The sequence below is a fragment of the Pantoea ananatis PA13 genome, from assembly GCF_000233595.1.
In the GTDB taxonomy this organism is placed as follows: Bacteria; Pseudomonadota; Gammaproteobacteria; order Enterobacterales; family Enterobacteriaceae; genus Pantoea; species Pantoea ananatis.
In genome coordinates this window covers 114702-133142 of the sequence record NC_017553.1, presented here as the reverse complement: position 1 = coordinate 133142, position 18441 = coordinate 114702, and the positions used below count along the sequence as shown (strand labels likewise).

General features: G+C 56.0%; 9 protein-coding genes and 1 pseudogene. 9 read left to right on the top strand and 1 reads right to left on the bottom strand.

Translation table 11 applies throughout. The annotated features are described in order from the left end of the window. Nucleotides 1-32: 32 nt before the first annotated feature. From PAGR_RS22085 to PAGR_RS24215, 9 genes and pseudogenes are all read left to right on the top strand, one after another. Nucleotides 33-533, top strand: coding sequence for a GNAT family N-acetyltransferase (locus PAGR_RS22085; protein WP_014604627.1), 501 nt, complete (start codon nucleotides 33-35; stop codon nucleotides 531-533). A gap of 88 nt (nucleotides 534-621) precedes the next feature. Beyond that, a complete protein-coding gene (locus PAGR_RS22080; RefSeq protein ID WP_014333133.1) occupies nucleotides 622-1413 on the top strand; it encodes an MBL fold metallo-hydrolase in 792 nt (263 codons plus the stop codon). Nucleotides 1414-2600: 1187 nt separating this feature from the next. Next, nucleotides 2601-5102, top strand: a complete 2502-nt coding sequence (locus tag PAGR_RS22070; RefSeq protein WP_014604625.1) for a glucan 1,4-alpha-glucosidase — start codon at nucleotides 2601-2603, stop codon at nucleotides 5100-5102. 1 nt (nucleotide 5103) lies between these two features. After that, complete coding sequence (gene gnd / locus PAGR_RS22065; protein ID WP_014604624.1) at nucleotides 5104-6108, top strand: phosphogluconate dehydrogenase (NAD(+)-dependent, decarboxylating); 1005 nt, start codon at nucleotides 5104-5106, stop codon at nucleotides 6106-6108. 17 nt (nucleotides 6109-6125) lie between these two features. Then, on the top strand, nucleotides 6126-7496 hold the full coding sequence (zwf, locus tag PAGR_RS22060; RefSeq protein ID WP_014604623.1) for a glucose-6-phosphate dehydrogenase: 1371 nt from the start codon (nucleotides 6126-6128) through the stop codon (nucleotides 7494-7496). 18 nt (nucleotides 7497-7514) lie between these two features. Beyond that, a complete protein-coding gene (locus PAGR_RS22055; RefSeq protein ID WP_014604622.1) occupies nucleotides 7515-8210 on the top strand; it encodes an ROK family protein in 696 nt (231 codons plus the stop codon). 414 nt (nucleotides 8211-8624) lie between these two features. Then, nucleotides 8625-8843 carry a hypothetical protein gene (locus tag PAGR_RS24420; RefSeq protein WP_014604621.1) on the top strand — a complete coding sequence of 73 codons (219 nt, stop codon included), beginning with the start codon at nucleotides 8625-8627 and terminating at the stop codon, nucleotides 8841-8843. A gap of 14 nt (nucleotides 8844-8857) precedes the next feature. Next, nucleotides 8858-9331 carry a DMT family transporter gene (locus PAGR_RS22045; protein WP_029569538.1) on the top strand — a complete coding sequence of 158 codons (474 nt, stop codon included), beginning with the start codon at nucleotides 8858-8860 and terminating at the stop codon, nucleotides 9329-9331. Between the two features lie 99 nt (nucleotides 9332-9430). Further along, a pseudogene (locus PAGR_RS24215) lies at nucleotides 9431-9583 on the top strand (SMP-30/gluconolactonase/LRE family protein); the annotation flags it as partial. A gap of 165 nt (nucleotides 9584-9748) precedes the next feature. Here the strand turns inward: PAGR_RS24215 and PAGR_RS22040 are convergent. Beyond that, on the bottom strand, nucleotides 9749-18331 hold the full coding sequence (locus tag PAGR_RS22040) for a glycoside hydrolase family 94 protein (RefSeq protein ID WP_014604619.1): 8583 nt from the start codon (nucleotides 18329-18331) through the stop codon (nucleotides 9749-9751). Nucleotides 18332-18441 lie beyond the last annotated feature (110 nt).

Below are 18441 nucleotides of genomic sequence, written 5' to 3'. Positions count from 1 at the left end.
CGGCGGCATCATCTTTAAGGGAGTATCGCATTATGCCTACCCCGGATAACTATCTCGTCCGGCAAGCAACGACGCATGACCTGGCAGGCATCACGGCACTGCTTCAGGAAAACGCAGCGGGCAATGGCGGCACGCTGAATGGCGATTTCCCCGCCGAAAAAGTTGCCGGCATGCTGAATCACCCCGGCGCCATAGTGGCAGTCGCGCAGTGTGCGGCAGGGATTGCCGGCGTGTTATTTAGCACCTCATCATTCCGGCAAGGCCCGGAGGTGGTGAACGCCATGTTGCGCGCCTGGCCGCCCGGGAAGCAGTGCTGGATTTATGGCCCGGCCTGCATCAGCACCCGGGCCCGCGGTCAGGGCCTGCTGCTGCGTCTGTACGATGAACTGCGCAGTCACTACGGTACTAAGGCCCCGGTGCTGTTTATCCAGGCTGATAATCGTCGATCAATTCAGGCGCACGAGCGTCTTGGCATGACCCAGGTGGCGCAGTTTTACATCAACAACGTCCACTTTTTGGTCTACAGCCATTAATTGTCCTTCACGCCCTATGGCACAAATTGAAACCTGCACCTGATACAGGCTCTAAAATTAATCTGAAAGGGTTAAGGGAGAACGCAGGATGATCAAAATTTGCCTCACGTGCGGCACGTCTTATCAACAGCAGGATGTTCACATTGATCGCTGTAAAATCTGTGAGGACGAACGTCAGTATGTCCCGCCAACAGGACAACAGTGGATTTCACCTGAGGCGTTGCATGCGGCCCACAGTAATAAATGGTCTCAGCTGGAAAAGGGATTATTCAGCCTGCAAACGGTTCCTGAATTTGCTATTGGCCAGCGGGCCTTTCTTGTAAAGGGCGCGCAGGGCAACGTACTTTGGGACTGCATTCCTGATCTTGACGATGCCACGATTGACATCGTTCGTGCCCTGGGCGGCATCAGCGCGATTGCGGTTTCTCATCCTCATTACTACAGCACCATGCAAGACTGGGCAGCGGTCTTTGATGCCCCGATTTACCTGCACGCCAGTGACAGCGAGTGGATTATGCGTGACAGCCCCTATCTGCGGTTGTGGGAAGGTGAGGCAAAAACCCTCATGCCTGATGTGACACTGTTACGTCTGGGAGGACACTTTGAAGGTGGAACCGTGCTGCACTGGGCAAAGGAGGATGGCATCGTGCTGTCTGGTGATATCGTGCAGGTTAGCGCAGGGTCAAACGCAGTCTCTTTTATGTGGAGTTATCCCAATATGCTTCCTTTACCCGCCGCGACAATCACTGCGATCGTCAATCGACTTCAACCCTATGATTTCAGGAAACTTTACAGCGCATTTGAAGGGCGCGATATTATTGCCGATGCCAGCAGTGTGGTGAAGCAGTCGGCGCAAAAATATATCGATTGTTTACGCTAACCGCGGCGGACAGCTCCAGCGCTGTCAGCCATCAAGCTCATCGACCAGATCTACCTGCAAAGGTTTTCGCGTTTTGCGCACGTCGATATGCGCCAGCGCGCGCCTCAAGCAAGGCTTCCGCCTGAGGCGTCAATCGATTCATCGGCCTGACGAGTGATGAGCCCGGCGTCCTGCAGGCGGCTAATCAGCCCAGACGCGCCGTGCGGTTTTAAAATCAGCCGCTCTGCAACCTAACCACCGTTGCCGTTGCTTCTCGCGCTACCCAAATAGTCAGTGGCGCCTGATGTTGCTGTGGTGTCAATCTCACATTGCGTGCCTGACTATCACTAAAGGCAATAAATCTGCGTAGTTCCGTGCGGAAGTTGGCCAGCAAGATGTAATCAGCATCTGTCATTTTCGGCTGTGACATACAGTCACCTTTAGCGATGGGGTTTATGTCGTAACACGATGTAAGTTTTCTGCTTTTAGACATTGCAAAAAAAGACATTACGCAGGGGCGCACTGTCGATTTACCTGCCAGGCTCAACGTAGCTGGCCACAGGGTATCTCACGCTGCCTTGCCCGATCGGGCCTTGTACATTAGATATCTGACCTACCCTGCTATCACGTCCGCTACGGGCACAAAGCGATCGTTGAGCCAGACCTTTAGCCTGACCAGGACTACAGCGATAAGTGCAAAGATGCGGCTCAGCGCCGTACGCCCGACGTAGTCGGGCAAAGCCCTTTAAATGATGTGATTTCATGCGTTTAGCTGAAAATCCAGACGGGAGAGCGGTGCTATCAGGACGCACGTTCTTGCGCTGCCGGGCATCAGTCGGGTTCGTCTGAAGCAAGGCGCATCGTCGCCCTGGCTACCCAGAGATGGGGCGCGGGTTTAGTGTCCGCGCGATGAAGGGGAGCGGGTCGCGGCGGTTAATGAGTCAGTGAGAAAGACGTTCATGTGCGGATGAAGGTGAGCGGCGAAAAGTCGTCTTGTCGTGAATAATTTTCGGTGTTGCTGCGCTGATAGGGATGGTTGATTCAACACACTATCAGCGCTATATAAATCTTGGAGTTTGGTTCTACATTGCTCAGGCGCAAGGTGAACCGGGTTGCCCCGGGACAGAAAAGCCGCCGCATGAAGCCAGGATTTACTCCGCAACGTCGTCGTCTAGATTTTTTACGCAGACCGCCAAGGTATCCTAAAAATGTCAAACGCTGACAGCGACGCCGTCCCGTTGCAAACGTGCATGAAGCATGACGACCCGCCATTACGCGCAGGCGTTGACGCCGCCCCGGGAAGGCCAGGAATTGAAGCCCGATGGACATCGAGTGCCAAGAGCGGAATCGGCACGGCCCTTTCATCAGACTCGCGCGTCTGGTTCACCTTGAGCCACGGCGTTCTCAACGAAATCTATTATCCACGCGTTGACAGCGCCTGTACCCGCGATTGCGTCTTCGTTATCACGGGGCCTGAAGGTTATTTCTCCGAAGAAAAGCGCGACTGCCTGACCGAAACCCGACCCCACTCGCCAGGCATTCCGGCCTTCACCATCACCAACACGGCGCGTGACGGCCTCTACAGGCTTGAGAAGGACATCATTACTGATCCGGCCCGTGACTGTGTGCTGCAGCGGGTCCGTTTCACCGCGTTGAAGGGGAACGTTGAGCATTACACCGTCACCGCACTGCTCGCTCCCCATCTGGTGAATGCCGGACAAATGAACGCCGCCTGGATCGGCGAATTTGACGATAAGCCAGTGCTTTTCGCCACCGGCCGCTCCCGCTATCTGGCGCTCGTCTGCGACATCCCCTGGACGGCAATGAGCGCCGGGTTTGTCGGTATGTCAGACGGCTGGCAGCAGCTTAAAGAACAGGGACGCCTTGTGAACCAATACCGGCGGGCAGACGATGGCAATGTCGCGCTTGCCGGAGAGCTGGCGTTCACCAGCGCCTGCAGTGAAGCCACGCTGGCTATTGGTTTCGGCCAAACGGAATCCGAGGCCGCAGCGGCGGCAACCGCCAGTCTTAACGCGGGCTTTGATAAAGCGCGCGATGGGTATATTCGCAACTGGCAAGCGTGGCAGGACAGGCTCATTCCACTCGATCAAGAAGCGCGAAACGGCGTCAATACATACCGGGTTTCAACGGCGGTACTGGCCTCGCACAGAGCCGCTGATTGTCCCGGCGCCGTTGTCGCGAGCCTGACGATACCCTGGGGATTTTCGAAGGGCGATGACGATCTTGGCGGCTATCATCTGGTCTGGCCGCGAGACCTGGTCGAAACGGCAGGGGGTTTCCTGGCCGCAGGCGACGCCGACCAGGCACTCGCCATTCTGGAATATCTCCGTCGTGTTCAGGAGCCCTCCGGGCGCTGGCCACAGAACCTGTGGCTGGATGGAAAACCCTACTGGCCAGGCATCCAGATGGATGAGTGTGCATTCCCCCTTCTGCTTATGGATATGCTGCGCAGACTCGGCTATCTCGACAATAAAGCGCAGAAACGCTTTATGCCTATGCTACGCCGCGCGGCCTGCTACATTTTGACCAACGGCCCGGCGACCGCGGAGGACCGCTGGGAGGAAGACTCAGGCTACAGTCCGTTTACCCTGGCGGTCGAGATCGCTGCACTGCTTGCCGCCGCGGATCTGCTTTCGATAGACGGAGATGAAGCGGCGGCAAACCACCTGCGAGAAACCGCAGACTGCTGGAATGAGCAGATTGAAAAATGGACCTTTGCCGGGGATCCCCATTTTTGCACCTCGATTGGCATTTCCGGTCACTATGTCCGCATCGCGCCGTCGGGCGCAACGGATGAGGTCAGCGCATCCGGCAATACCGAGATTCGCAACCAGACACCGGATCGGGCGCTTCTGCCGACCGCTGATGTGCTGAGCCCGGATGCCCTGGCACTGGTGCGTTTCGGCCTGCGTGCAGCGGACGACCCGCACATCCTTGATACGATAAAGGCTATTGACCACAGTCTTCGGGTCGATTTACCTCAGGGGCCATTGTGGTATCGGTACACCGGTGATGGCTATGGCGAACACGCAGACGGCGCGCCGTTCGACGGTATCGGCCAGGGGCGTCCATGGCCTCTGCTGGCGGGCGAACGCGCGCATTACGAGCTGGCAGCGGGCAGGCACGACGCGGCTGAGGCGCTCCTGGCCACGCTGGAAAAATCGGCAGGCTCGGGCGGGCTGTTACCGGAACAGGTATGGGACGGCCCCGATATTCCCGATAAGGCGCTGTTCTTCGGGCGTCCTTCCGGTAGCGCCATGCCGCTTGTCTGGGCACATTCCGAACATATTAAACTGCTGCGATCGCTTCGCGATGGCGCGGTCTTCGATATGCCACCCCAAGGCGTTGAACGCTATATCAGAAATAAGACCGGATCGCATTTGCGCATATGGCGCTTTAACAACCGCGTATCCTCCCTTCCTGTCGGGAAGCAACTGAGGCTGGAAACGGAAGCGAACGCCCTGGTGCACTGGAGTACGGATGACTGGGCTACCGTTTCTGACTCCCCGGCGCGCTCTTCGGGGCTTGGAACCTATTATGTGGACCTGCCTGTACAGCACGAAACCGCAGGAACCCGTGTTGTCTTTACCTTTTACTGGCCTGACGTTGAACATTGGGAAAACACCGATTTTACCGTTCACGTCGTAAATGAACCGAACGATCAAACCCGCATTGGCAATGGAGAATGATATGCAGATTGGAATGGTAGGTCTCGGCCGCATGGGCGCCAACATGGTACGTCGCCTTCTTAAACAGGGCCACGAATGCGTCGTTTACGACGTGAACGCCGATAACGTTGACGCACTGGTTAAAGAAGGCGCAACCGGCGCGTTATCCCCTGGCGATCTGATTACGAAGCTGGAGGCGCCGCGCGCGGTCTGGCTCATGCTCCCCGCGGCGATAACACCAAAGATTGCGCGGGAGTTCGCAGCAGCGCTGAATAAGGGCGACGCTATTATCGATGGGGGCAACTCCTTTTACCGTGAAGCTATCGACCTCGCCGGGGAATTTTCACCTCTCGGAATCGACTATATCGACGTCGGCACATCGGGTGGCGTTTGGGGCCTCGAGCGTGGCTACTCCCTGATGATTGGCGGCCCGCAGGCGGCCGTGAAGCGCCTGGACCCGATTTTTGCGTCGCTTGCGCCCGGTGCCGGTCAGAACATTGCGGAAGATGCGGCCCTGGGCACGGCGCCGAGAGGTTATCTTCATTGCGGGCCAGCAGGCGCCGGACACTTCGTCAAGATGGTACATAATGGCATTGAATATGGTGTCATGGCCGCCTATGCCGAAGGCCTGAACATATTAAAGGCCGCCAATAGCGGAACCGGCGAGCGGGAGGCTGATGCGGAAACCGCGCCCCTTTCCAGTCCGCAATATTATCGTTTTGATATCAATCTTCCCGCCGTTACAGAGGTATGGCGACATGGCTCGGTGATCGGTTCCTGGCTGCTGGATCTGACAGCCGAGGCGTTGAAACAGGACCCGAATCTCAACCATTATGATGGCCGCGTGTCTGATTCCGGTGAAGGGCGCTGGACATTGCAGGCGGCTGTCGACACGGGCGTTCCTGCTCCGGTTCTCGCGTCTGCTCTTTTCGGGCGTTTCTCTTCTCGTGGCGAAGCACTGTTTGCCGAAAAAGTCCTCTCAGCCATGCGGCACGCCTTCGGCGGCCATTTGGAAAAAACCAGGTAACGCGGAGGTACACAGCGATGGCGCAGCAACGATCAGATGTGCTGGTAGTGTTCGGTGTCACCGGCGATCTTGCCTACAAGATGATATTCCCTTCTCTCTATGCAATGGTGAAGCGTAAAACGCTCAGTACGCCCATTATCGGTGTTGCATTTGAAGACTGGACGCGTGACCAGTTGATCGCGCGTGCAAAAGAGGCGGTTGAAAAACATGTCGATGTGGTCGATCAGGCGGTCTTTGCCGCACTGGCGGACAGGCTTTCCTACGTTTCAGGCGATTATCGATCTCAGTCAACATTCGACGGGCTGCGCGAGGCGCTTGCCGATCATCATAACCCGCTCTACTACCTTGCCATTCCCCCCTCCCTGTTCGAAACGGTTGCGGGGGGGCTGGCAGAGGCCGGTATCGCGAAAAACGCCCGACTTATGGTGGAAAAGCCGTTTGGCCGCGATCTCGCTTCGGCAAAGCAGCTGAACGAGGTGCTGCACAAGGTTTTCGATGAGGACGCGATTTTCCGCATCGACCACTTTCTGGGCAAGGAGGCTATCCAGAACCTCCTCTACTTTCGCTTTGCGAACAGCTTCCTTGAACCCATATGGAATCGCGAACATATCGAAAGCGTTCAGATCACCATGGCTGAGGACTTCGGCATCAAGGGACGCGGCAAATTCTATGACGAAGTTGGCTGTATCCGTGACGTGATCCAGAATCACCTGGTTAATGTGCTTCTGTTACTTGCCATGGAACCGCCCTCCTCCGGCGCATCCGACGATCTGGTTGATGAGAAAGTCCAGGTGTTAAAGGCCATGCCGCCTCTGTCAGACGATGACGTGGTTCGGGGTCAGTTTGAAGGCTATACCGATGAACCGGGTGTCGCCGCGTCTTCTCCGACGGAGACCTTCGCTGCGGTTCGCTTTCAGATTACAACATGGCGCTGGAGTGGCGTTCCCTTCTATATCCGTGCTGGGAAAAATTTACCCGCGCATGCCACGGAAGTGGTTGTGCGCTTCAGGCGACCGCCGGTTACCCTTTTCGATGAAATTACCGACGAGCCCGCCAACTATATCCGCTTTCGCCTCGGCCCGGATATTACGATCGGCATTGGCGCGAGACGCAAGGCGTCCGGCGAAAAGATGCGGGGTGAAGCGGTCGAACTCACCGCGCTGGACGATGGTCTGGGCGATATGGCGCCCTATGAGCGGCTGATTGGCGATGCCATGGCGGGCGATCGTCAGCTTTTCACCAGGCAGGATGCAGCAGAGCTGGCCTGGAAAATCGTCGAACCTATACTGAAGGATAAAACCGTTCCACCTGCCTACAAACCAGGAACCTGGGGGCCTGCCGCTATGGCGGACTTTATGCCCCCCGGCGGCTGGGTCGATCCCGTTTGAGCCTATGGAGAATTACCAATGACGCGGCAAACTAAAAAAAAGAAAGATCATGTTGTTTTGTCCATCGACATCGGCGGAAGCCATGTGAAGATCCTCTCCAGCACTGGCGGGGTAAAAAAGAAGGCAGATAGTGGAAAAAACATGTCGGCCGCAGACATGGTTGCCGCGGTTAAGACCCTGGCTGAAGGCATGTCCTATCATGTGATCGCGATGGGATTTCCGGGTCCCGTCGCGGACAATAAACCCATTCGGGAGCCCGCCAACCTCGGTGAGGGCTGGGTGGGGTTTGACTATGCAGGCGCATTTGGCTGCCCTGTTCGTATCGTCAACGACGCCCTGATGCAGGCGCTGGGTTCCTATCAGGGCGGACGCATGCTGTTCCTCGGTCTTGGCACGGGACTAGGGGCTGCGATGATCATCGAAAACGTCGCTCAGCCCATGGAGATCGCTCACTTACCTTATCGCAAAGGCAATAGCTACGAACACTACGTAGGTGAAGCCTACCGGGTAAAAAAGGGGAACAAAAAATGGCAGGCGCGGGTTTTTGACGTGGTGGAAATGCTGACCACCGCGTTGCAGCCTGACTACGTGGTTTTAGGCGGAGGAAACGTAGATGAACTTGACTCACTCCCGCCAAAGTGCCGGAAAGGCGACAACACACTGGCATTCGAGGGGGGATTTCGTCTCTGGAACGATCCGAGCTTAATTACTTGATTTCAAAGCGTTGATTCGATGGGAAATATTTTCCTGAATCACGAATAGCCTTTTTTCTGGCGGAGCAGCAGCAACCATCATGGTTCAGCCCGCCTGAAAAAAATGCCCCCATCCTCCTCCACAGACGCGCATTTTATCTACACAACAGAAGCAAAAAAGCGAGGGCGCTATGCGCGCCATAACTCCATCATGCGTTCCCCCTTGCCAAACCCTTATAGACATGGGGATTCGTATTGAGCGGGAGCCAAACCCAAACGTCATTGTCAGGCTCATCACCCGGCTTCATCACGCCCTGATGACATCTCCCGAGCTCATTGACAGACCAGGTGTGCGCCGGAAAACGTCGGAGACCTGCGCCAGCGCTATCCTTTCAGCGGCCTCCTTAGCCCTGAAACCGGCAAGGTGTTTGAATTTATGTTCGACGGGATCAATACCTTTACACCCCGCCATCTGGTGTTTTTTACCTCCGACCTCCATTCTGCATTTCAGACGGCGTTAGCCGGGAAAGCGGGTGTGGACAGTGAACGCCTTCGCGCAGCCATTGATGAATCACGTGAATACCTTTTTTCGGCAGCAGGGTATGAGCCAGACATCTTTGCGGAAAAATTCCTGCCGCTGGTGCAGGCAAACTAACTGAGATGAACAGCATGAGCGCGATTTATTACGTACTGGCTTTTGCAGCAGGTCTGGGTATTACCCTGCAGACAACATTGAACAGTCAGCTTGCAAAAGGGCTCGGGGGCGACCCGGTCACCGCCGCGTTATTTTCCTTCACGGCCTCGGCGTTGAGCCTCGGCGTTTACTCGCTGCTACGTGGAGGGGTTTTCACCGCCCTTGCTGCCATCCCTTCACAGCCTCTGTGGAGTCTGGCGAGCGGACAGATCGGTGCCTGTGCGTTATTCAGCTATGTGGTACTTGCACCAAAAATCGGTTTTTCAGCCCCGCTCGGGTTGGCGATTGTCGGACAGTTGCTCTCATCACAGGTGATCGACCATTTTGGTCTGTTGGGCACCATAAGACAGCCGGTTTCGCTCATCAAGATGGGCGGCGTGTTGGTCATGCTGACCGGGCTCGGCATCATGCTTTTTGGCGACCGGCTTACCGAGCATTTTCTGTATTAACCAAGCGACACTGCTGGTTAGGGACGTATGTCCAGTCGCAGACGTCCCTGACCTTCGGTTCGTTCACCCTCGCAACTTTTATCCTCCTGGAGAAATAACATATTTTCAGTAGCAGCCCATGTCAGCAATTTGCTGGGCGAGTGCCCCTCTGGTCCCAAAGAACATGCAGACTTTACTGGACAGATATTGATGCTTGCCTTTCAGGAAGAGACCGGCGAAGTCATGCGCTGGCCTCTGCCTGAACGCCTCGGATGGATTGTCCACAACTGATTTATATGTTGCGCTCTCAAGGGGGCTGAATCTGTTACGATCTTCTTCGGTCGTGATGAGTTCTCACTATAATAACTCTCCATAGACTGCCCCTAAACGATCGAACCTTAGTGTTTATAAGGTCCGCTTCTGGCACAGAGCGGACGGTCAGCACTGAATAATATCGACATTGTGATTTTGTCCATCATCCCGCAAAGGAATGCTGTCATCCGGCAGGAGCGTGCCATCCATAGTCACTCGAGGTTCACCGTCGTGACGAGAAATCCTAATGTAATACTGACTGCCCCCGTGTTGATAGGTCAGGCTGATCGAAGGCCAGTCATCAGGTAAGTGAGTGCGAATAACCAGCGTCTCTCCGTGCCGTTTTATTCCGAGTAACTCTTCAGTCACCAGACGGTAGGCCCAGCCTGCGGAACCGGTGTACCAGCTCCATCCGGCAAGGCCGGTATGAGGTGCAACGCTGTACACATCTGCACTCATCACATAGGGCTCCGCCTTGTAGATGTTAACGCCTTCAGTCTGCAGCGTGTGGTTTACCGGATTGATCATTGACCATAGTTGCCACGCTCGCGCTTTTTGTCCCATCCGGGCAAACGCCATGACCGCCCAGATGGCGCCATGCGTGTACTGCCCGCCGTTTTCCCTCACACCCGGAAGATAACCCTGTATGTAACCGGGATTAGGACCATGACCATCAAACGGTGGCGTTAGCAACTTGATCAATCCTGCATCGTTATCCACCAGATAGCTGTCGAGTGACTGCATAGCCTGCGCACTGCGCACTGGATCAGCTGCGCCGGACAAAACGGACCAGCTTTGTGCAATCGCATCGATCCAGCACGCCTGCGATTCTCTTGTCCCCAGCGGCGTACCATCGTCAAAGTAGCCGCGGAGATACCATGCACCATCCCAGGCGTAAGATTCGAGATTTTTTTGCAGGCTCAGCGCTTCTGAATAGCACAATGCTGCCACGCCTTCATCCTGGCGCTGTTCAGCCAGCGCCGCAAAGCGTTGCAAAATATCGTAGAGGAAAAAGCCGAGCCAGACGCTTTCACCTTTGCCTTCAATACCGACCAGATTCATCCCGTCATTCCAGTCACCTGCCCCCATTAGCGGCAGGCTGTGCTGGCCGAAGTTTAGCCCCCGCTCAATCGCTTTTACGCAGTGCTGCCACAACGTCTCTTCGAGGTGGCTGATAACGGGCGTATCATAAACAGATTCTTCGCCGGGCTTGAGCGGACGCCCTTCAAGATAGGGAATCTGCTGCGCCAGCACGCCAGTATCTCCCGTTGTATCCACATAGTGACAAACCGCAAGCGGAAGCCACAGGTAGTCATCCGAACAGCGGGTTCGCACGCCATTACCCTGCGGAGGATGCCACCAGTGTTGCACATCCCCCTCAATAAACTGCCGTGAGGCACACAGCAGGATCTGGCTGCGCAGTCGCTCCGGTGCAACGTGGCTCAGCGCCAGCGTATCCTGCAACTGATCGCGGAAACCAAATGCCCCACCGGACTGATAGTAGCCGCTGCGCGCCATGATGCGGCAGGCTAATGTCTGATACAGCAGCCAGCCGTTTACCAGCAAATCAACGCTGCTGTCGGGCGTCTGCACAACGACCTTATCAAGCACGTTGTGCCAGAAATGGTGAACCTGATTCAGCGCCTGACGCGCATTATCCTCATGCAGAAAACGGGCAAGCGTTTCCTGTGCCTGTGCCGGGTTATCGGCCACGCCGAGGACAAAAACATAGGTTTTCTGGTCACCGTCAATAAGGGAGGTTGTCGACTGTAACGCGGCACAGGGATCAAGCCCGGCTCCCGTTTTACCCGAGAGTCTGCGAAGCGTCATGGCGGCCGGGGCGCGCAGTGAACCATTACGCCCGATAAACTCGCGGCGGTCGCCCGTTACCGTACTCTGAGGATCGTTAACGGCGAAAAAGGCGGTGCGTTCCCCGCCATTAGCACCGTAGAAGTTATTGGCCATGACCGCACTTCCCCCCGCGAGGCCGGGCGAATGCGTGATGATATGTGCAGCAGAGTGGTTGCGCGTTGCCCCAAGTGTCCATTCCACGTAGCCGGTGACAGACAATTTGCGTGTACGGCCCGAATGGTTGCTGAGCTTCAGTATTGCAAGCTTAACCGGCGCCTGCTCGTCCACCAGGACTGTCAGTTCGCTGTCCAGTCCATTTTCACGGTGGGCAAACACGCTGTAACCAAAACCGTGGCGGGTAAGATAATCGCCCTGACCGCGCACGGGCAGGGTCATGGGTGACCAGCATGCGCCGCTTTCTTCATCACGCAGATAGAATGCCTCCCCGCTACGATCGCTTACCGGATCGTTTTCCCACGGCGTTAAGCGATATTCGTGCGCATTTTCGAACCAGCTGTAGGCCTGGCCTGCTTCAGAAATCACGCTGCCAAAGTTCTCGTTTGCCAGCACGTTTGACCAGGGCGCTGGCGTCGGTTGGTTTTCTCTCAGCAGGATCTGATACTCGCGACCATCCTGAGAAAAGCCACCGTATCCATTGAAATGGCGCAACAGGTGAGTTTCCGGTATCCAGTCGGCGTGATGATTGCTCTCTGACGTCACCGAGGGCACAAAAGGCCTGACGCGTTTTTTTGTTGCGTGAATACGCTGGTTAAGTTGTTCATTGATGCCGTCAGCGCGATCGTCCAGGCTCAGACAGGCCACGCTCATCAGCAACTGCTTGTCTTCGGCAGACAAATGCTCACCGTTACGGACAAAAATCCCCCCGGGTTTATCTAACAGGCTGGCTTCAGAACCGGCATAGATTAAATCCATAATCTGCGTCTGCAGCGCCTGCTGGTAGCCTCCAGGGCTGTTATTAAGAATCACCAGATCCACCTCCAGCCCTTTCAGTCGCCAGTAGCGATGTGCCTGAATCAGCGTGGTGACAGAAGCAATTTTTTCCTCGCTGGTCAGGCTGATCAGCACAATCGGCAAATCACCTGAGATCCCCCAACCCCACAGGCCCGACTGACCACGTCGGTTTCGGCTGATGGCCTGTTCGTCACCGCGCAGTTCCTGACAGGGATAAAGTACCGCGCTGGCGAGGCGGTTGAACAAAGTTGCGTCATCTTCGCTGGCATTCATCTGCCGTAACACAACCAGACTGTGGGACCAGGCCAGTTCAAACACGCGATCGGCGATAGGATGATCGCGGTATTTTTCCATCAGCGCGAGGCTTTGCTGACGGTTTTCGCTGACGCCAAAAACGATATCAATGGTCACCGGCTGTCCGGGCTGGAGCGTAATCGCGTGGCGTATCGACAGTATCGGATCCAGCACGGCGCCGGACGTGTTGCTGAGCGGCCCGTTCATGCTGACCGCCTGGGCATCAGCCGGGCTTTTTCCCCGGCCGATGAATCCCGCTCTGTCGGTGTCGAATGAAACGTTCTCTGAACAATCGCCATGCACCACCATCATATGAAACAGATACGGGCTCTGTTCATCCGGCGAGCGTGCACGCCGGTGGCACAAAATGGCATCATGCCTGGGATCGGCTTCCGTCTGAATAAACAGGTTGCTGAACGCCGGGTGCGCCTGATCGCTGATGTCCGAGGCAAGCACCACTTCAGCATAGGTCGTCAGCTCGAGTGTTCGTGGGCTTCGGCCTCGATGCATCAGGGTGACACGACGCAGTTCGATGTCATCTTCCGGTGAGACCACAACCCGGGTTTTCACGCTGAGCGAGCCGAGCACGCGCCTGAACTCGGCCCCCGCATCGGTAAAGATGATTTCATCGCTGATGTCCGCACTGGCCCCCAGAGGGTGACAGGTATTGCTCCACACCTCGTCAGTGAGCGGATCCCGGATATAGCAGAACGTTCCCCAGTTATCACGGGTGCTGTCGCTGCGCCAGCGTGTCAATGCGATGTTGTTCCAGCGACTGTATCCCCCACCGCCTGGCGTTATCATTAGATGGTAATGCCCGTTGGACAATAATTGTATCTCGGGGGTCGGCGTATCCGCATGCGTGAAGATTCGCGGTTCATAGCGCACAGGCTTAATTCTTCCCTCATGGGACTCAAAATGACGACGCGGGCTGTAGAGTTCAACCTCATCGGGTACGCGCTCCTGTAACAGCAGGCTGGCCGATCTGAACGCTGGACTCGACATGAATCGCCCGGCCATAGGGGCATCAAGCAGCAGATGCCCCAGCGCCTGGAAAGCCATGCCCTGATGGTGCGCCATCCAGGATTGAACAACCAGGAAAAGCTGCCCGGTTGCCAGTCGCGATGGCGTATAGTCCAACGCTTCATAAAAACCATATTCGCCGCGCGCGCCGTTTTCCTGCAGCCTGAGCAGATTGTCGCAGGCCTTTTGCGGTGAAACCAACAGCGCCAGCAGCGTGGCATAAGGGGCTACCACCATATCGTCGGCGAGTCCGCGCCGGAGACCAAGGCCGGGTACGCCAAATGCCTGATACTGATAATTATGTTGAACATCAAACGCATGGTAGCCAGACTCAGAGACGCCCCACGGCACGCCACGCTCTTTGCCCCAGTTTATCTGCCTGATTACCGCAGATTTACTCATCTCATCCAGCAGACTGCCGTGCCAGGTTGGCATCACCAGATTCGGCATCAGATATTCAAACATTGAACCGCTCCAGGACATCAGGGCAGTTTCACGATCGATGGTGGTAAACAGTCGGCCAAGTGCATACCAGCTTTTAAGCGGCAGCTGATTCGTCGCAATAGCGACAAAACTGGTCAGGCGGATTTCTGAAGGCAAAAGATCGTAGTGGCTTTTATCCAGCGTGTTGGTATCGCAGTTGTAGCCCACACTTAGCATGCTGGTAGCCGTGTTATACAGAAACGTAAAATCCATTCGCGCATGGTCAGCGAGACGTTGTTCAAGTTCGCTGATAATCGCCAGTCGCCGCCGGGCCTGGGTCATAACGGCTGTCGGCGCGATAACCGCTTCAAGGGTGATTCCGCCAGCCAGCTCACTCAGCGTAGGCAGGGCCTGTGCATGATATGTCACCGGTAGCCAGCCAAGCAGCGTCGTCCATTCATCACAGAGCTGCTGCAGTTGACTAACCAGATGCGCCGTCCAGCGCACCACCACGCGGCTTTCCTCCTGAGTCAGCCGGGCCAGTTCGTTGCCGTGCACCTGCATTTTTTTGAGTTCGCTTAACCACTGCCCTGAAGGTAACGATGCAGCATTAAGGCACTGCGTGCGCAGCACGCCCAGGCTGGCTGGCGCGTTATGGCCCCAGTATTTTTCCAGCACATGCAGAGTATCATTCAGCCCCTCCAGTAGGCGTACGCCGTTGAAAACGGGCTGATGACGCATGGCTGACAGCCCTTCGCGCAGTGTCAGTAAGTGGCCGGCCATATTGCCGCTGTCAACGCTGGAAACATAACGCGGGCTGAGTGGCGCAAGCGTGCGGGTGTCATACCAGTTATACAAATGTCCCCGGTAATGCTCCATCTTATCCAGCGTGTCGAGCGTCTGCGTGATGCGCTGCAGGACATCCGCGCCAGAGAGATAACCGAAATCCCAGGCCGTAAGGTTCGCCAGCAAGGACAGTCCGATATTGGTGGGTGACGTGCGATGCGCGATTTTTGGCTCCGGGATTTCCTGATAATTGTCCGGGGGAAGCCAGTTTTCCTGCGCCGTCGCGAAGGTCTCGAAAAACGCCCAGATTTCTCTGCTGGTCTGACGCAGAAGTCGTTTCTGTTGCGGGTCAGGCAGAAACGCCTTACGCGCTGGCGGGCGGCTCAGTCCACTCAATAATAGCGGTGCCAGGCACCATGACAGGCTGATGATCAGGGCCAGGGTCAGCCATTGTGGCGCCAGTAGCAGCGTCAGAAGCGTGAGTGCTGCACCACAAGCCACATTCAGCCACATTACCCGATAAAAACGAAAGGCAGAAAGTTGGGACTGAAGGCTGTCCGGACTGTGGCTGGACCATTGCGTCAGGTTGCGCTGGCTGATGCCAAGGCGCCAGAGCGTCACGGCGATCGCATACAGCGAATAGCCCGCCTCATGGGGTAATAAAATAAAATTGAGTCCGATCCGGGAAAGTCGCTTCAGTGCCCCCGCCGTAACCAGCACCAGATGTTGCCTCAGAGGACGACGATGCGGCTTGTTGGCAAGATCGATAAGGATACAGAGCGCAGCAGGCAGCAGCCAGACCAGGGCCAGAACGCCCAGCCAGTATCCCGGATTCGGCACCCACAGCAGCGCGCTAAACTGCAGCACCAGTAATGCGGGGGCGACCAGGCTGCGGCGCAGGTTATCAAACAGCTTCCAGCGAGAGAGCGCTGACAATGGGTTTTTATCCCGCGTCCCATCCGCTTTTCGGACCCGCAGCTTAAGCCAGTTAAGCAGTTGCCAGTCGCCACGGATCCAGCGCGTACGGCGTGCGACGTCGGACAGATAGTTGTTCGGGTACTGCTCGTAGAGTAAGACCTCGCTCAGCAGCCCGGCGCGGGCATAGCATCCTTCCAGAAGATCGTGACTGAGCACCAGATTTTCCGGGCAGGTGTTGGCCGTGGCCTGGACAAAAATATCCACGTCGTAAATTCCCTTGCCGACGAAGGAGCCTTCTTCAAACAGATCCTGATAGATATCTGAAGACATCATGGAATAAGGGTTATTACCCGGTACGCTGCTGCGCATCGCGGCATAGCGGCCCTGACCGTTACGCGGCATCTCTTCTGCCAGCCCCGGTTGTAAAATACCGTATCCTTTGACGACCCGCTGACATCGTGGATCGTATTCCGGCTTGTTCAACGGATGCGCCATCGTTGCGACCAGCTTATGCGCGGTATCACGTGGCAGGAGCGTGTCGCTGTCCAGCGTGATGACATACTTAATCTGTCCGGGTAAGCGGTTCGCGGGCATGCCCGCAACGCTGGAAAATTGCGTGTCTGGATGACGTAACCAGCTGTTCAGCAACGCCAGCTTGCCCCGTTTGCGTTCATAACCCATCCAGATCCCCTGCGATGCATTCCATTCAGGCGAGCGGTGGAGCAAATAAAAGCGCTGATGGCGGCAAGGATAGCGCAGGTTAAGCCGGTGCATTTCTGACATCGCCTGACTAAACAGTGCGCGTTGTTCATCCGTACTTTCAGTCGCCGCGTCAGCAAAATCGGTAAGAAGCGCGAAACAGAGGTTATCGTCCTGGTTGCCAAGCCAGCACACTTCAAGGCTTGTGAGGAGCGTGCTGAAGCCGGCGTGACTCGTCAGCATGCAGGGGATCGCCACCAGCGTGGAGGATGTCACCGGAATCCCGTCAGAAAAGTCCATTCGTGGCAGCGGTCGGGGAGTCCGAAAGCGGGTCGTCGCTTCACTGAGTATATCGCTGACCAACTGACTCAACGCCACAATCAAAGGTAAAGCCAGCAGTAACAACCACCAGGCCATGCCCAGACTCGCTGTGTCATACAATATTGCGGCGGTGGCCGCCGTGGTTAACAGGCTCATGCTCCCAAGCCAGGATAACAGAGGATATCTGTTGAGACTGTGCCGTAAGCGTTTGAGGCCAGAGCTCGCCACCGACAAATGGTGATCTAACTGACGCCGCCCTTCTCCCATCAGATAATATCCAATGTGATGAGAGGGCATGCCCGGTTGGGTTGTTGCTGACAACGCCAGTATGCGGCTTGCCACGTCGGGCTCACTGAGCTGACTTTCCCGGGCCAGAATCTCAATCACATGGCGATAATGATCGCGGGTATCAAAATGCATACAGGAATATATGCCCGCCGGATCGCGACGTAACGTCTGCTCAACCACACTAATGTTTTCGGCGAAATCAGCCCAGTTGGTTTCATTGAGCAGGCGTAACCCGGCAATACTGTTGCTGACGGAAAGTTGACTGGCCGCAAGCTGTTGGTTGAAACGATGGATCAGTAACTCGGTTGTGAGGCCTTGCTCGGCAAGGCGTTGTTCTACCCAGCCCAAGGGTAATGCCAGCGCATTCCCCTGCCCGTGCAGACGACGAACCATTTCCGCGACAAAGGCACTGCTCAGTGGCGGTCGGGAACGCGCCATGTCGGCGATCACCAGAATGAGGTCAGCTGGCGCATGTTCGGCGCAGTCGGTCATCCGCGTTATCCAGCTGTCAGCAAGGCTGCGTTCCTGCTGAGCCTGAACCACCTCAATACTGACCCGACGCAGATTTTCAATCAGCGCCAGTCGCAACATACCGGGCAACGCCCAGACTTCCCCTAACGTCAGCGGCGTGACCTGTTGGTAGGCGCCGATGTAGCTGGTCAGACTGGCGGTGTCCCAGCGTCCGTCACCATGCGCAACCGCCTCGGTAGCAATATCATAGATACGCGGACAAGGGTGCGGAGACGCGAGTGAAGGAAGACCTTTGCCAAAGCTGGTCGGCAAGTGCTGGCGGACGTTGCGAATTTGCTCCTCAATCAGGTAGTAGTTGTCCAGCAACCACTCCCCAGCGGGCATAATGCTGTTTTTTTTACCGGCGTTAAGGGTGTAACAGTTTTGTGTAATAACGGCTTCGTTATCACTTAATCGTTTGAGCAGGTAGTACGGCATCTTGTCCGGCGACAATTTATGCGTATGCGCCAGCTTTTGACCATAACGCTCAAGCTGAGGCGTTGAGAACAGCTCCGGGCGCGGAGTGTTTTCCCCCATAGGGTCATTGGAAGAAAACGATGCGCGCCCTGGCGCTTTTGCCATGATACGGGCGCGGCGAAACCATGCCCCAGGATTTATTTTCATAGTCTTGCTCTCATGCGACATTAACGCGCAGGAGCAGTTGAGAAATCAGTTCAGAAACGTTCTCTCAGGATGGGCGTAAGGCATCAGGGATTTATCAGCTGCAGGTCCAG

Bases quoted from the DNA above. Each gene is read 5' to 3' on its own strand.
- gnd (WP_014604624.1), top strand. From the start codon at position 5,104: ATGCAGATTGGAATGGTAGGTCTCGGCCGCATGGGCGCCAACATGGTA.
- zwf (WP_014604623.1), top strand. From the start codon at position 6,126: ATGGCGCAGCAACGATCAGATGTGCTGGTAGTGTTCGGTGTCACCGGC.
- PAGR_RS22045 (WP_029569538.1), top strand. From the start codon at position 8,858: ATGAGCGCGATTTATTACGTACTGGCTTTTGCAGCAGGTCTGGGTATT.
- PAGR_RS22070 (WP_014604625.1), top strand. From the start codon at position 2,601: ATGTCAAACGCTGACAGCGACGCCGTCCCGTTGCAAACGTGCATGAAG.
- PAGR_RS22040 (WP_014604619.1), bottom strand. From the start codon at position 18,331: ATGAAAATAAATCCTGGGGCATGGTTTCGCCGCGCCCGTATCATGGCA.
- PAGR_RS22080 (WP_014333133.1), top strand. From the start codon at position 622: ATGATCAAAATTTGCCTCACGTGCGGCACGTCTTATCAACAGCAGGAT.
- PAGR_RS24420 (WP_014604621.1), top strand. From the start codon at position 8,625: ATGTTCGACGGGATCAATACCTTTACACCCCGCCATCTGGTGTTTTTT.
- PAGR_RS22055 (WP_014604622.1), top strand. From the start codon at position 7,515: ATGACGCGGCAAACTAAAAAAAAGAAAGATCATGTTGTTTTGTCCATC.
- PAGR_RS22085 (WP_014604627.1), top strand. From the start codon at position 33: ATGCCTACCCCGGATAACTATCTCGTCCGGCAAGCAACGACGCATGAC.